Annotated in this window: 11 protein-coding genes and 2 tRNA genes; 3 read left to right on the forward strand and 10 right to left on the reverse strand. The window is 71.4% G+C overall.

Annotated features, from left to right (window positions below; translation table 11 throughout):
* Window positions 1-61 precede the first annotated feature (61 nt).
* From ACIQR3_RS00775 to ACIQR3_RS00790, 4 genes are all read right to left on the reverse strand, one after another.
* A tRNA-Met gene (locus tag ACIQR3_RS00775) sits at window positions 62-135 on the reverse strand.
* Window positions 136-366: 231 nt separating this feature from the next.
* The gene (locus ACIQR3_RS00780) at window positions 367-2,175 is read right to left on the reverse strand and encodes a tetratricopeptide repeat protein (RefSeq protein ID WP_403532462.1); all 1,809 of its coding nucleotides are present in this window, start codon (window positions 2,173-2,175) and stop codon (window positions 367-369) included.
* A 245-nt stretch (window positions 2,176-2,420) separates the two neighbouring features.
* Window positions 2,421-2,494: transfer RNA gene (locus ACIQR3_RS00785), tRNA-Met, on the reverse strand.
* A gap of 53 nt (window positions 2,495-2,547) precedes the next feature.
* Window positions 2,548-5,514 carry a UPF0182 family protein gene (locus tag ACIQR3_RS00790; protein ID WP_403533915.1) on the reverse strand — a complete coding sequence of 989 codons (2,967 nt, stop codon included), beginning with the start codon at window positions 5,512-5,514 and terminating at the stop codon, window positions 2,548-2,550.
* Between the two features lie 167 nt (window positions 5,515-5,681).
* Here ACIQR3_RS00790 and ACIQR3_RS00795 point away from each other — a divergent pair, with 167 nt between their 5' ends.
* Window positions 5,682-6,224: a PPA1309 family protein gene (locus ACIQR3_RS00795; protein WP_403532464.1), complete on the forward strand. Its 543-nt coding sequence runs from the start codon at window positions 5,682-5,684 to the stop codon at window positions 6,222-6,224.
* 3 nt (window positions 6,225-6,227) lie between these two features.
* Here the strand turns inward: ACIQR3_RS00795 and ACIQR3_RS00800 are convergent, their stop codons facing one another.
* The 4 genes from ACIQR3_RS00800 to ACIQR3_RS00815 all read right to left on the reverse strand — a co-directional run bounded on the left by ACIQR3_RS00800 (window position 6,228) and on the right by ACIQR3_RS00815 (window position 9,380).
* A complete protein-coding gene (locus ACIQR3_RS00800; RefSeq protein WP_403532466.1) occupies window positions 6,228-7,322 on the reverse strand; it encodes a PDZ domain-containing protein in 1,095 nt (364 codons plus the stop codon).
* Window positions 7,323-7,372: 50 nt separating this feature from the next.
* Complete coding sequence (locus tag ACIQR3_RS00805) at window positions 7,373-7,537, reverse strand: hypothetical protein (protein ID WP_403532468.1); 165 nt, start codon at window positions 7,535-7,537, stop codon at window positions 7,373-7,375.
* Between the two features lie 159 nt (window positions 7,538-7,696).
* Complete coding sequence (locus ACIQR3_RS00810) at window positions 7,697-8,158, reverse strand: molybdenum cofactor biosynthesis protein MoaE (protein WP_403532470.1); 462 nt, start codon at window positions 8,156-8,158, stop codon at window positions 7,697-7,699.
* A gap of 100 nt (window positions 8,159-8,258) precedes the next feature.
* Window positions 8,259-9,380 carry an SDR family oxidoreductase gene (locus ACIQR3_RS00815; protein WP_215168201.1) on the reverse strand — a complete coding sequence of 374 codons (1,122 nt, stop codon included), beginning with the start codon at window positions 9,378-9,380 and terminating at the stop codon, window positions 8,259-8,261.
* Between the two features lie 193 nt (window positions 9,381-9,573).
* On the opposite strand from ACIQR3_RS00815, the gene ACIQR3_RS00820 reads away from it, so the two are divergent.
* Both ACIQR3_RS00820 and ACIQR3_RS00825 read left to right on the forward strand, forming a co-directional pair.
* Entirely contained in the window at window positions 9,574-11,013 is a 1,440-nt protein-coding gene (locus ACIQR3_RS00820; RefSeq protein WP_403532472.1) for a zinc-dependent metalloprotease, read from the forward strand.
* Window positions 11,010-11,537, forward strand: a complete 528-nt coding sequence (locus ACIQR3_RS00825; protein WP_403532474.1) for an NUDIX hydrolase — start codon at window positions 11,010-11,012, stop codon at window positions 11,535-11,537. Before ACIQR3_RS00820 ends, ACIQR3_RS00825 begins: the two co-directional genes overlap by 4 nt.
* A gap of 114 nt (window positions 11,538-11,651) precedes the next feature.
* Here the strand turns inward: ACIQR3_RS00825 and ACIQR3_RS00830 are convergent, their stop codons facing one another.
* Window positions 11,652-12,407, reverse strand: coding sequence for an AIM24 family protein (locus tag ACIQR3_RS00830; protein ID WP_403532476.1), 756 nt, complete (start codon window positions 12,405-12,407; stop codon window positions 11,652-11,654).
* Between the two features lie 18 nt (window positions 12,408-12,425).
* Window positions 12,426-13,106, reverse strand: coding sequence for an AIM24 family protein (locus ACIQR3_RS00835; RefSeq protein WP_215168197.1), 681 nt, complete (start codon window positions 13,104-13,106; stop codon window positions 12,426-12,428).
* Between the last annotated feature and the right edge of the window lie 9 nt (window positions 13,107-13,115).

A 13,115-nucleotide genomic window follows, 5' to 3' on the forward strand; every position in this document is an offset into this window, starting at 1 on the left:
TCTGGGGCGGGGAACGCGCCGAGGGCCGGAACCCTTTCGGATTCCGGCCCTCGACCACCAGTAGCGGGGACAGGATTTGAACCTGCGACCTCTGGGTTATGAGCCCAGCGAGCTACCGAGCTGCTCCACCCCGCGGCGATGAATGCAACGTTACGTCAAGGTCGCGGACGGAAGCAAATCGGGTGGCGTGGACGCGGACGGCGTACAGGCCCGCGCCTGACGTCTCACCGCGCGCCTGCCTCACGCCCCGCGCCTCACCGCGCACCCGCCTCACGCCCCGCGCCTCACCGCGCACCCGCCTCACGCCCCGCGCCCCGTCCCTCACCCCTACGTCCCACTGCTCACGCACACCACAGGCCCCCGGCCTCACGCCGACAGCTCCTCCCGCAGCGCGTCCCGCAGCCGTGCCGCCCGCTGGGCGACCTCGCGGGGGCCCAGGGTGACCGCGCGGTCGGCCCAGCGCTGGCCCTCGGAGAGTTCCCCGCGGCGGGCGTAGACCAGGGCGAGACGCAGCGCCGCCCGGCCGTGGCCCGCGTCGGCCGCCCGGGTCCACCACAGGGCCGCCTCCGGCTCGCTGCCCTCGCGGGCCAGCAGCAGCCCGAGGTTGAAGGCGCCGTTGCGGGAGCCCGCCTCGGCCGCCGCCCGGTACCAGCGGGCGGCCTCCGCGACGTCGCCGCGCGCCGCGGCCAGCATCCCGACCCGGACCTGGGCCCGGCGGTGGCCCTGGCCGGCCGCCCGCTCGTACCACTCCTCGCACTCGGTCTTCTCGTGCGCCGGCTCGCCCAGTTCGTGCGCGGGCTCCGGCGGCCGGCGCGCGTCGAGCAGCGTGGCCAGCCGGTACGCGGCCTCCGCGCTGCCGCCCCCGGCCGCGCACCGCAGGTGCCGCTCGGCCTCCTGCTCGTCCCCGTCCCGCAGCCGGGCCATCCCGACCTGGAGCGCGGCCTCGGCGTGCCCGGCGGAGGCGGCCCGCTCGTACCAGCGCAGCGCCTCCTGGTCCGCCCCGCGTCCGGCGTACAGGATGCCGAGGTTGAAGGCGGCGTCGACGCTGCCGGCCTCGGCGGCCTTGGAGAACCAGGGCTCGGCCCCGGTCCGGTCGCCGCCCTGGAGCAGCAGAATGGCCAGCGCGTTGGCGGCCTCCCGGTGTCCGGCGTAGGCCGCACGCCGGTACCACTGCTCGGCCTGCTGGGTGCGGCCCTGCTCGGCGCAGAGCAGCCCGAGGTTGTACGCGCCGTTGTCGTCGCCCGCGTCCAGCGCCGCCCGGTACCAGCGCTCGGCGGTCTGCGGCTCGCCCCGCTCGGCGTGCAGCGCGCCCAGCGCGTTGGCCGCGTTGCCGTCGCCCTCCTGGGCGGCCCGCAGCCACCACACGGCGGCGCTCTCGGTGTCCCCGGCGTCGCGCAGCAGGAAGCCCAGCGCGCAGGCGGCGCGCGCCTCTCCGTCCTTGGCGGCGGTCAGGTACCAGCGCCCGGCCTCCTTCAGCTCGCCCCGCCGCTCCAGGATCGTTCCGAGGTGCAGCGCGGCCCGCCGGTGCCCGCGGGCCGCCGCCTGCCGGTACCACTGCTCGGCCTCCTCGGCCGCCCGCTCGGCGTCCTCGCCCCCGGGCCCCTCGGTGCTCCGCCGGTCCAGCGTCCGGGCCAGCCGGTACGCGGCCTCCCGGTGCCCCCGCTCGGCGGCCACCCGCATCCAGCGCTCGGTCGCGGTGTCGCCGCGGTGTTCCAGCAGGTCGGCGAGGGCGTAGGCGCCGAGGACGTGCCCCTGTTCGGCGGACTGGCGCAGCCAGTACTCCGCGGCGGGCTCGTCGCCGCGCTCGCGGAAGTGGCGGCCCAGCGCGTGCGCCGCCGCGGCGGATCCGGCGACGGCGGCGATCCGCCACCACCCGGCGGCCTCGTCGGCGTACCCGCGCTGGTGCAGCAGGACGCCCAGGTTGTTGGCGGCGGCGCGGTCACCGGCCGCGGTGGCGGCCCGCAGGTGCGGCTCGGCCCCGTCGAGATCACCGCGGCGCAGCAGCATGGACCCCAGAACGCTCATCGCTTCGACATCGCCGGCCTCGGCGGCGAACCGCCGGCGCACTTCTTCGGCCGCCTCGTCGGCGGCCTCAACGGTCTCGTCCCGGACCCCATCGGGACCGGAAGACTGCGCAAATCGCCCCGTCTCGAACAGAGTTGCCATGTCCCCCATAACGTCCATCGTCGCACCACCTGCAACCTGCGTACACCCGGTATACCGCAGTCAGTGAGGTCACTTCAGCGTTTTGTCGACATGCCCACAGAGAGACAAGTCAAACACATATCGCTCAACTCCCGCCGCAGACACGGCCGTCACCGGGACCGTCACCCGCGTCCGCCTGTGTCGATCTGCGTCCACCTGCGTCCGCACATGACGAAGGCCCGGATCCCTGATGGGATCCGGGCCTTCGTCGTCAGTAGCGGGGACAGGATTTGAACCTGCGACCTCTGGGTTATGAGCCCAGCGAGCTACCGAGCTGCTCCACCCCGCGCCGTTGTGTTCTCAACCTATCACGGCGCGGGAGGGAGCCCGACCAGCGGCCGGTCAGCCGCTGTCCGCGGAAGCGGTGTCGCTCGCGGTCGGGGACGGACTGGTCTTGTCCTCGTCCCCGTTCTTGCCACCGCCGCTTCCGCTGCCGCTCTTGTCGGCCTCGGCCTGGGCATCCTCGGCCCGGGTCAGCGCGTCCTCCAGGTCCTTCTGGGCCTCGCCGTACGCCGTCCAGTCGTTCTCCTTCAGGGCCTTCTGACCGGCCTCGAAGGCTTCCTGGGCGTCGTTCAGCGCCTCCTGGACCGTGGGGTCGCTCGACGTCGGCGGCGGATCGGTGCTGTCATCGCCCTCGTCCGGCGGCTCGGTCGTCGTGCCTCCCTCACCGAAGACCTTGTCGAGCGCCTCCTCCAGGGTGTCCTCGAAGGCGGTCTGGCCTCCGTAGGTCACCAGCACCTTGCGCAGCAGCGGGTACTTGAGGCCGCCGCCGCGTACGTAGACCGGCTCCACGTAGAGCAGTCCGCCGTCCAGCGGCACCGTCAGCAGGTTGCCGTACTCCACTTCGGAGTCGCCGCCTCTGAGCAGCCTGATGGACTCGGCGATGTCCTGTTCGGAGTTGAACTGGCTCTGCACCTGTTTGGGACCGTCGACGGTCGTGCTCGTCGGCAGTTTCAGGATTCTGATCTTGCCGTAACCGCTGGTGCCGGCCTCGGCGTCGACCGCCATGAACGCGCTGAGGTTGTCCCGCCCGTTGGGCGTGAACGTGGTCGTCAGCGAGAACGCCTGCTGGTCCTGGTCGGGCATCTTCATGCTCAGGTAGTACGGCGGCACCGCGTCGCCCGACTTGTTGGTCGGGTCCTCCGGCACCTGCCACACCTCGCTGCCGCTGAGGAACGTCTCCGCGTCGTCGACGTGGTAGCGGCTGAGCAGCTCGCGCTGGACCTTGAACAGGTCCTGCGGGTAGCGCAGATGGGCCATCAGGGCGTCGGAGATCTCCGCCTTGGGCTGCACCGTGTCCGGGAACGCCTTCATCCAGGTCTTCAGGACCGGGTCCTGGGTGTCCCACTGGTAGAGCTTGACGTCGCCGGTGTACGCGTCGACGGTCGCCTTCACCGAGTTGCGGATGTAGTTGACCTGGTTCTGCTGGGCGACCACCGCGCGGTTGTCGTTGGCCGCGGTCAGCGAGTCGGCCGTGGTGTCGCCGAGCGTGGTGCGGGAGGCGTACGGATAGCCGTTGGTGGTCGTGTAGGCGTCCACGATCCACTGGATACGGCCGTCCACCACCGCCGGGTAGGCGTCGCCGTCGATGGTCAGCCAGGGCGCGACGGCCTCGACGCGGTCCTTGGGCGTGCGGTTGTACAGGATGCGCGAACCGTCGCCGATCGCGCCCGAGTACAGGATCTGCGGCTCGTTGAACGCCACCGCGTACGCGGCCCGGTTGACCGGGTTGGAGAGATTGACCCCGCCGTCGCCCTTGTAGCTGGTGGTCTTCTCACCGCTGTCGTCGGAGTAGTCGATCTCCTTCTGGGGACCGCCGACGATGGAGTAGGTGCTGGTCTTCTCGCCGTAGTAGATCCGCTGTTCGTACGTGCCGAGGTCGCCCTTGGAGGGCAGGTTGGACTCGGTGAAGACCGGGCGGCCCTCGGAGTCGACCTCGGTGCCCTTGGCGGCGACCACGCCGAAGCCGTGGGTGTAGCGGAAGTGGTTGTTGATCCAGTTCTGCTTGTCCACGCCGGCGAGGTTCAGCTCGCGCAGGCCGATCACCGTGTCCTGGTCGGCGCCGTCCTCGGTGCTGTAGCGGTCGACGTCCAGGTTGGTCGGGAAGGCGTAGTACTTCCGCATCTGCTGGAGCTGCTGGAACGTCGGCGAGACGATGTTCGGGTCCATGATCCGGATGCTGGCGGCGTCGGAGACGTCGTCGCGCAGCTGGGTCAGGTCCTCGGTGTCGCTCTTGCCGTCGTACTCGGTGACCTGGGTGCCGTCGATGCCGTAGGCGTCCCGGGTGGCCTTGAGGTTCTTCTCGACGTACGGCGCCTCCTTGGCCTGCTCGTTCGGCTGGACCTGGAACTTCTGCACGATCGCCGGGTAGAGGCCGCCGATCAGGATCGCGGAGAGCACCATCAGGCCGAAGCCGATGACGGGGAGCTGCCAGGTGCGCCGCCAGAGGGTGGCGAAGAACAGCAGGGCGCAGATGACGGCGATGCAGAACAGGATCGTCTTGGCCGGCAGGTAGGCGTTGGCGTCGACGTACCTCAGGCCCGTCCAGTTGTCCGTGGCCTTGAAGTCGCTGGACTTCACCGCCAGCCCGTACCGGTCCAGCCAGTACGCGACCGCCTTCAGGGCGACGAAGGTGCCGAGCAGCACGGAGAGGTGGCCGGTGGCCGCTCCCGTGGCGCGGGCACCCGGGCTGGTGACGCGCAGCCCGCCGTACAGGTAGTGGGTGAGCGCGGCGGCGATCACGGAGATGATCACGGCGGCGAAGCCGAAGCCGAGCAGGAACCGGTACCAGGGCAGGTCGAAGGCGTAGAAGGCGACGTCCAGCTTGAACTGGGGGTCCTTCTGGCCGAACGGCACGCCGTTGACCCACATCAGCCAGGTGCGCCACTGGCCGGCCGCCGAGGCGCCGGCGATCAGGCCCACCAGGGCGGTGATGCCGAACAGCAGCCACTTCTTGTAGGGCGCGATGCCCATCCGGTAGCGGTCGAGGTTCTGCTGCTCCATCGACATGGCGCTCAGCGGCGGGCGCATGCGGTGGGCGAGCCAGATGTTGAACCCGACGGCGAGCGCCATCAGCAGGCCGAAGACGAAGAAGAGCCCGATCTTCGTCCACAGGGTGGTGGTGAACACCGACGAGTAGTCGACCGACCGGTACCACAGCCAGTCCGTCCAGAAGCCCGCGAACATGGTGAACGCCATGGCCAGTACGGCCAGGACGCCCAGCGTCAGCAGCAGGGTCCGGACACGCCGGGAGGGGCGTCCCACTCTCATCCGTGGCCCTGTCGGGCCTCCTCCGCCGCGGTCCGGCATCTGGAAAGCCAAGGTGAGCACCTCGAAGTTCGCTGTTGTAGGTCCGTCAGGCCCTCGGGTTCGCGGGCCCCTCGTGCGCCCCCGTGCCCGTGGGCCCACACTTATGCAACTTACTCATCGTTTACTCGGTTCCCGATTCCGGCCCCGAACGAGGCAGGATTGTGACCATGTCCAACACCCCCATGGCGGCCAGCCCGCTGACCCGGTCCGTTCTCGAGATCGACGAGTACGTCGCCGGTCTCGGCTGGGACCAGCCCGCCCGCCTCTTCGCACTCGTAGACACCGCACGGCTCCAGGCCGAACAGCCCACGCTCGCGGACCGGCTCGGTCTCGGGGACGAAGGCGAGTCGGCCGGCCTCACCCCGATCGAGCAGGACGAAGTACCAACGGACCGGCCGCTGGACGAGTTCCTGGGCACCATCGCCTGGCCGGACGCGGTGGCCGGCTGCGCGCTCTCGGTGGAACGGCTGATGCTGCCTCCGTCCGCCGAGGCGCAGGTGCCCGAGGGGCTGGGCGAGGCAGAGCTGACCAAGTGGGTGGCGGACCACCCGGACCGGCAGGAGGTCCGGATGACGGTGGCCGTGCTGCGCGACGGGGCCCGCGAGTCGGCCCTCAGGCTGCGCGAGAAGGACACGCCGACGGAGGTGCTCACCGGGTCCGACCTGGTGCCGGGGCTGGCCGAGGCACTGGCGGCGACGTTCGCCGAGTAGGCGCTAGCCGGCGGTGCAGGAGGGCAGGGCGTCCGTGTCCCCCGAGCGGATGTCCTTCAGCGCGTCCAGGGCGTCGTCGATGGTCTTCACCTTGACCAGGGTGAGTCCGTCGGGGGTGTCCTCGGCCGCGGCGGCGCAGTTGTCGGCGGGCGTCAGGAAGTACCGGGCGCCCTTGTCGCGGGCGCCGACGGTCTTCATCTCGATGCCGCCGATCGGGCCGACCGTGCCGTCGTCGTCGATGGTTCCGGTGCCCGCGACGAACTCGCCGCCGGTGAGGTCGCCGGGCGTCAGCTTGTCGTAGATGCCGAGCGCGAACATCAGGCCGGCGCTGGGGCCGCCGACGTCCGCGAGCTTGATGTCGATGCTGAACGGGAAGGTGTGGTCGGTCCCCGCCGAGATGCCGACGATGGCGCGCTTCTCGCCGGTGTCGTCGGAGGCGGTGGTGGTGATGGTGACCTTCTCGGTGGTGGTCGCCGTCCGGTTCTCCTTCTCGGCGGCGGCCTGCTCCTTGGCGGGCACCACCGTGAAGACGACGTCCTCACCGGGCTTGTGCTTGGTCACCAGTTCGGCGACATCGGCGGGCTGCTTCACCGTCGTACCGTCGACCGACTTGATCACGTCTCCGGCGTGCAGCTCGCCCTCGGCCGGGGAGTCCTTGACGACGGTGGAGACCACCACCCAGGACCGCACCGGGATGTCCAGTTCCTTGAGCGCCGCGACCTTGGCGCTCTCCTGGGACTGGCTGAACTCCTCGGCGTTCTCCTGGGTGGACTCCTCCTCGGTCTTGCCGTCCGGGTAGAGCGTGTCGTGCGGCACGACCTTGTTGTCGTGGGCGAGCCACCCGTAGACGGCCTCGACGAGGTTCATCTTGTAGTCGGCGCTGGTGACGCGGACGGTCGTCATGTTGAGGTGCCCGCTCGCCTCGTACGTCTTGTGCCCGGAGATCTGCAGCACCGGCTCGCCGTCGTGGTCGCCCAGCGTGTTCACCGTCGGCCCCGGGGACATCTCCGAGTACGGCACGGGGATGAACACCCCCGCGCACAGGAGTGCGATCAGCATCAGGGTCGAGGCGAGCATCGTCGCGGTGCGGCGTGGCATGGAACGACAGTACGGGACGGTCCTGTCAGCGCACCGTCAGGGGAAACACCCTAGGTGCGGGTGTGCTGCTTCTCCATGGCCTCGCGAAAGCGCGCGTAACCGTCGAGTTCGGGGCCGTCGCTGCGTACCTTGCGGGTCCGGTTGGCCCAGCTTCCCCACAGACCCGCGACGATCGCGGCCACCAGCGGAATGAGCAACCAGGCGAGCGCAGCCATGCCGACCTCCCGACCCCATGTACGCGACTGACTGATCAGCAGATTAACCATCCGCAATGTCAACGGTCGTGCCGGGGGTGCGGTTACGCAACCGGACGGGGGCCGGGCGCCCCGGCGGGCGGCTCAGCAGGCAGATCAGCAGGCAGCTCAGCAGGCGGATCAGCAGGCGCCCACCCACTCCTCCGTACCGTCGGCGAACGTCTGGTGCTTCCAGATGGGCACCTCGTGCTTGAGGTCGTCGATGAGCTTGCGGCACGCGTCGAACGCCTCGCCCCGGTGCGGGCAGGAGACGGCCACGACGACGGCGAGGTCACCGACCTGGAGGTCGCCCACGCGGTGCACGGCGGCCAGGGCGCGCACCGGGTACTCGGCGACGACCTTCTCGGCGATCCGCCGCATCTCGGCCTCGGCACTGGGGTGGCAGGAGTAGCCGAGCCGGTCGACGTCCGCTCCCCCGTCGTGGTCGCGCACGGTGCCCACGAACAGGGCGGTCCCGCCGGCCGAGGTGTCCCCGACGGCCCGGAAGACCTCGTCCACGGAGAGCGGGGTGTCCCGGATCGCGATCAGCTTCACGGGGTCGGGCGCGGCCTGCTCGCCGGGGTGATCGTTCATGGCTGCCATGGGTCCATCGTGCCGCACGGCACTGACAACGGGGAACCGTGCTGCCGGCCGGTAGGCGCGCGTACCGGTCCGGAGGGTCCTACGAGCATCCGCGCGTGGCTCAGATCCGCCGCCGGGCCTTGCGGGCCCGCCGTACCACCGCCGCGGCGCCCAGCAGGGCCACCGTCGCGCCCGCGGCGCCCGCCGCCGTGGCGTCCTTGCGGCCGAGCCGCCGGCCGGCGACGGTGTGCCGCCCGGACACCTCGTCCAGCAGCTCGGCGAGGACCTCCTCGTTCGTGTACTTCGGCCGCCACCCCGCGTCGTGCAGCCGGCTCCCGCTCACCACCCACGGGTACATCGTGTAGGCGAGGTCCCCGGCCGGAGAGGGGGTGAGCCCGATGCGGTGCAGCCGGGCCGCGGCGCCCAGGGCGACCGCGGAGGGCAGTTCCATGCGCCGGATGCCGCTCAGCTCCTCGACCTCCTCCTGCTCCAGCCAGCCGTCGCAGCCGACGGCCAGCTCGCCGTCGACCTTCTCCAGGGCGGCGTACTCCAGCGCCCCGCACAGGTCGTCGACGTGGCAGAACTGCCAGGCGGGCCGCGACCCGGCCACCACGAGCAGCCGGGGCGACTCGAAGTACCTGGTCAGCGCGGTGTCGGTGCCGCCGACCAGAACGGCGGGGCGCACGACGGTGACGTTCAGGCCGGGGTGCGCGCGGGGCGCGCGGCGGGCGAGGCGCTCGATCTCCAGCAGGTCGCCGACGCCGGTGGCCTCGGCGGTGGCGCGCAGCTCCGCGTCCTCCGACAGCGGCAGCTCGTTGTCCGGCAGCGCGCCGTAGACCATCGCGGACGTGCACAGCACCACGCGGTGCACACCGGCCGCCGCGGCGGCGGTCAGGACGGTCTGCGTCCCCCGGACGTTGTAGGCCGTCCGGGCGGCGGCGTCGGTCTCCAGGTCGAGGTCGAGTGCGAGGTGCACCACGACGTCCGCGCCGCGCAGCTTGTCGGCGATGGCCGGGTCCCGCACGTCCAGGACGTGCCAGTGCGCCTCGGCGCACTCGCCGCGCCGCTCGTCGATCGCCACGACCCGCTTGACCTCGTCGGACGCGGCGAGCCGCGCGGTGAGCAGCGCGCCGGTCCCGGACGCGGCGCCGGTCACCGCGACGACGGGGCCCCGGGCCACGGGGCCGGCGGGACTGGTTGACTGGTTTCGCGCTGCGCGAACCTGCGGATCTGGGGAACTCACCGGGCGTCTCCAGCGGTTGTCTTCAGTACGGACGCGCGTGACGCGTACGTACCAGGTGGCATCCATCCTGCCGCAGGCCGTCAGTCGGCGAAGCACCGAGGCCCGATCCGCCCCGGGTGTCTACGCTGGGTGGTGAATGTCGGGCAGCCGTGCCGCCGGAGAGAACCGGCGGCCTTACCAGCCGAGGAACCCCGTGAGTGACACCCCATTCGGATTCGGCCTTCCGCCGGAGGAGCCGGACGACGGCGACAAGGGCAAGAAGAAGGACCAGCAGAGCGGTGGTGGTCAGGGACCGGCCAACCCGTTCGGTTTCGGCGGCCTGCCCGGGGCCGGAGGCCTCGGTGGCCCCGGCGCCGACAACCCGTTCGCGGCCATGTTCGGTTCCATGAACCCCAACGACCTGGGCGCCGCCTTCCAGCAGCTGGGCCAGATGCTCTCCTACGAGGGCGGCCCGGTGAACTGGGACATGGCCAAGCAGATCGCCCGCCAGACGGTCGCCCAGGGCGCCCCGGACGGCACCAAGGACGCCAGCGTCGGCCCCGCCGAGCGCAGTGCCGTCCAGGAGGCCGTGCGGCTGGCGGACCTGTGGCTCGACGACGCCACCGCCCTGCCCTCCGGCGCGGGCACCGCGGTGGCCTGGAGCCGCGCGGAGTGGGTCGAGGCGACCCTGCCCGCCTGGAAGGAGCTGGTCGACCCGGTCGCCGAGCGCGTCGGCAACGCCATGGGCGACGTCCTGCCGGAGGAGATGCAGGCCATGGCCGGCCCGCTGATCGGCATGATGCGCTCCATGGGCGGCGCCATGTTCGGCACGCAGATCGGGCAGGCCGTCGGTGTGCTCGCCGGTGAGGTCGTCGGCTCGTCCGACATCGGCCTGCCGCTGGGCCCGGCCGGCAAGGCCGCCCTGCTGCCGGCCAACGTCGAGCGGTTCGGCAAGGACCTTGGCGTGCCCCAGGAGGAGGTGCGGCTGTACATCGCCCTGCGCGAGGCCGCCCACCAGCGTCTCTTCGCGCACGTCCCGTGGCTGCGCTCGCACCTGTTCGGCGCGGTCGACGGCTACGCGCGCGGCATCAAGGTCGACACGGCGAAGCTGGAGGACGTGGTCGGCCAGTTCGACCCGCAGAACCCGGAGCAGCTGCAGGAGGCTCTCCAGCAGGGCATGTTCCAGCCGGAGGACACCCCGGAGCAGAAGGCGGCCCTGGCCCGGCTGGAGACGGCCCTGGCGCTCGTCGAGGGCTGGGTGGACGCGGTGGTGCACGCGGCCGCCAAGCCGCGGCTGTCGTCCGCCGACGCGCTGCGCGAGACGCTGCGCCGCCGCCGTGCCTCCGGCGGCCCGGCGGAGCAGACCTTCGCCACGCTGATCGGCCTGGAGCTGCGCCCCCGCCGGCTGCGGGACGCCTCCCGGCTGTGGGCGTCGCTGACGGACGCGCGCGGTGTCGACGGCCGGGACGGCCTGTGGGCCCACCCGGACATGCTGCCGACCGCCACCGACCTGGACGACCCGGACGGCTTCGTCCACCGCGAGCAGCTGGACTTCTCCGAGCTGGACAAGATGCTCGGCGAGGCCGCCGACAAGCCGGACCTGAAGAAGCGGAACCAGCGGGACCAGCGGGACGAGGGCGACGGAGCGGAGTGAGCCTTCACGACGACGCGGTCCTCGTGCTCAAGGGGTACGAGGGCCAGGACGAGGCCCAGGACGAGCTGCGCGGGCGGTATCTGGACCATCTGGCGGCCCACCCGGACGGCCTGTGGAAGTCCTGCGCGGACGGGCACATCACGGCGAGCGCCCTGGTGGTCGACCCGTCCCGGGGCCGGGTCCTGCTGACCCTGCACCGCAAGCTGCGGATGTGGCTGCAGATGGGCGGCCACTGCGAGCCCGAGGACGCCACGCTCGCCGCGTCCGCGCTGCGCGAGGGCACCGAGGAGTCCGGCATCGCCGGCCTCGCCCTGCTGCCCGGCGGCCCGGTGCGGCTGGACCGCCACCACACGCCGTGCGCCTGGCACCTGGACGTCCAGTACGCGGCCGTGGCCCCGCCGGACGCGGTCGAGGCGATCAGCGACGAGTCCCTGGACCTGCGCTGGTTCGGCTACGACGAGGTCGCGGAGGTGGCGGACGAGTCGGTCGTCCGGCTGGTGGCGGCCACCAGGGCGAGGCTCTGAGAGCTCCCGGTGCTCTGAGGGCCCGGTGTACTCCGGGTACTCCGGGTGCTCTGCACGGCGTACAGGCAAGGGGCGAGCACCCATGGTGATCGCCCCTTACGCCTGCGCCCGGGTTCAGCTCCAGACGTTGCCCTGGTTCTGACCGCGCGCCCCCTGCTGGCCCACGCCGTACTGCGCGCCCAGGCCCGACCCGATCGCCGCGTTCTGCGGCGGCAGCAGCTCACTGGGCTGTACGAGGGCGAAGCCGTCGCCCATGAAGCTCAGCTCCCAGCCCTCACCGGTGTTGCCGCGGCGCCGGAACACCCCCGAGGAGTGCGTCTGGGCCTGCATCTGCACCCGCAGCCCCGTGGACCAGGCCACGATCGCGTCGGCGTCGCAGTTGACGTACGTGTCGGGCGTCACCCGCATCAGCAGCGGGGTGCCGGAGGTCATCAGCGCGACCCGGCCGCGCCCGGTGATGTTGAGCTGGTACTTCCCCGAGCCGGAGATGCCGTACAGGCTGTCCACGGCGATGACCTCGTGGTGCAGTGAGGAGTCCATCGCCAGCACGTAGGAGCTGTCGACGGTGAGCCCTTCCGGCTCGACGTCCATCACGTGGATCCGCTGGGCGAGGTTGGCGAAGTAGACCGTGCCCTGTCCGTGGCAGCGCATCAGGTCCAGTCCCTCGCCCGTGTGCGCACGCGCGCGTGTCTGGCCGCGGCTCTGGAACTCCGCGTCGAACTCGACGAGCCCCTGGTAGGCGACCATCGTGCCCTTGCGGGCGAGGAGGTCGTCGTGTCCCTCCAGGGCGACGCGGAGCATCTGCGGGTTCTGCAGGCTCCAGCGTTCCTGGGTCTGCTGGTCGTTGTAGGCGAAAAGCGGGCTCTGCATGGTGTTTCTGATCCCCCCTCAGCCCCGGACCCGGAGGCGGTCGGTGCTGTCCTCACTGGGCTGGACGACGACGATGCCCTGACCGGAGAAGGCCATCTGGTAGGCCTCGCCGCTGCCGCGGCCGATCAGCGACCCCGCCTTGAAGCTGCGCTTGCCCTTCACCTTCAGGTTCGGCGACCAGGCGACGAGCGCGTCCGGGTCGACGTAGGTCTCGTCCTCGCCGCCACCGCAGTCGACGACGATCGGCTTGCCCCGCGAGGTGAGCGCCACCCACCCCTGTCCGGAGATCCTGGTGTTCCACAGCCCCTGGCCGGCGAACTTCGCCAGCCCCTTGACCCGCTCCACGCCCCAGGTGAGATGGGCGTCGAAGGCCAGCAGGTTGGTGGCGTTGACGGAGATCCCCTCACCGTCGAGGTTGATGACGACGACATCCGCGCCGTAGTCGGCGAGGTAGAGCAGGCCGTCGCCGGAGCACTTCATCAGGGGCGCGCCCTCGCCGGTCATCCAGTCCTTGGCGATCTGGCGGACCGCGGGCGGGTTGGGCTCGTACTGCACGAATCCCTCGTAGGCGACCATCGAGCCCACGCGCGCGAAGAGGTCGTTACCGGTCTGCACGGCGACCTTCAGCATGTGGTCGCCGTGGTTCTCCATACGGGCGGTGACCGGGGCGGGGGCGTAGCCCGCGAGCGGCTGGTCCATGTCGGGCTC

Source organism: Streptomyces sp. NPDC090994 (assembly GCF_044768905.1).
Classification (GTDB): Bacteria; Actinomycetota; Actinomycetes; order Streptomycetales; family Streptomycetaceae; genus Streptomyces.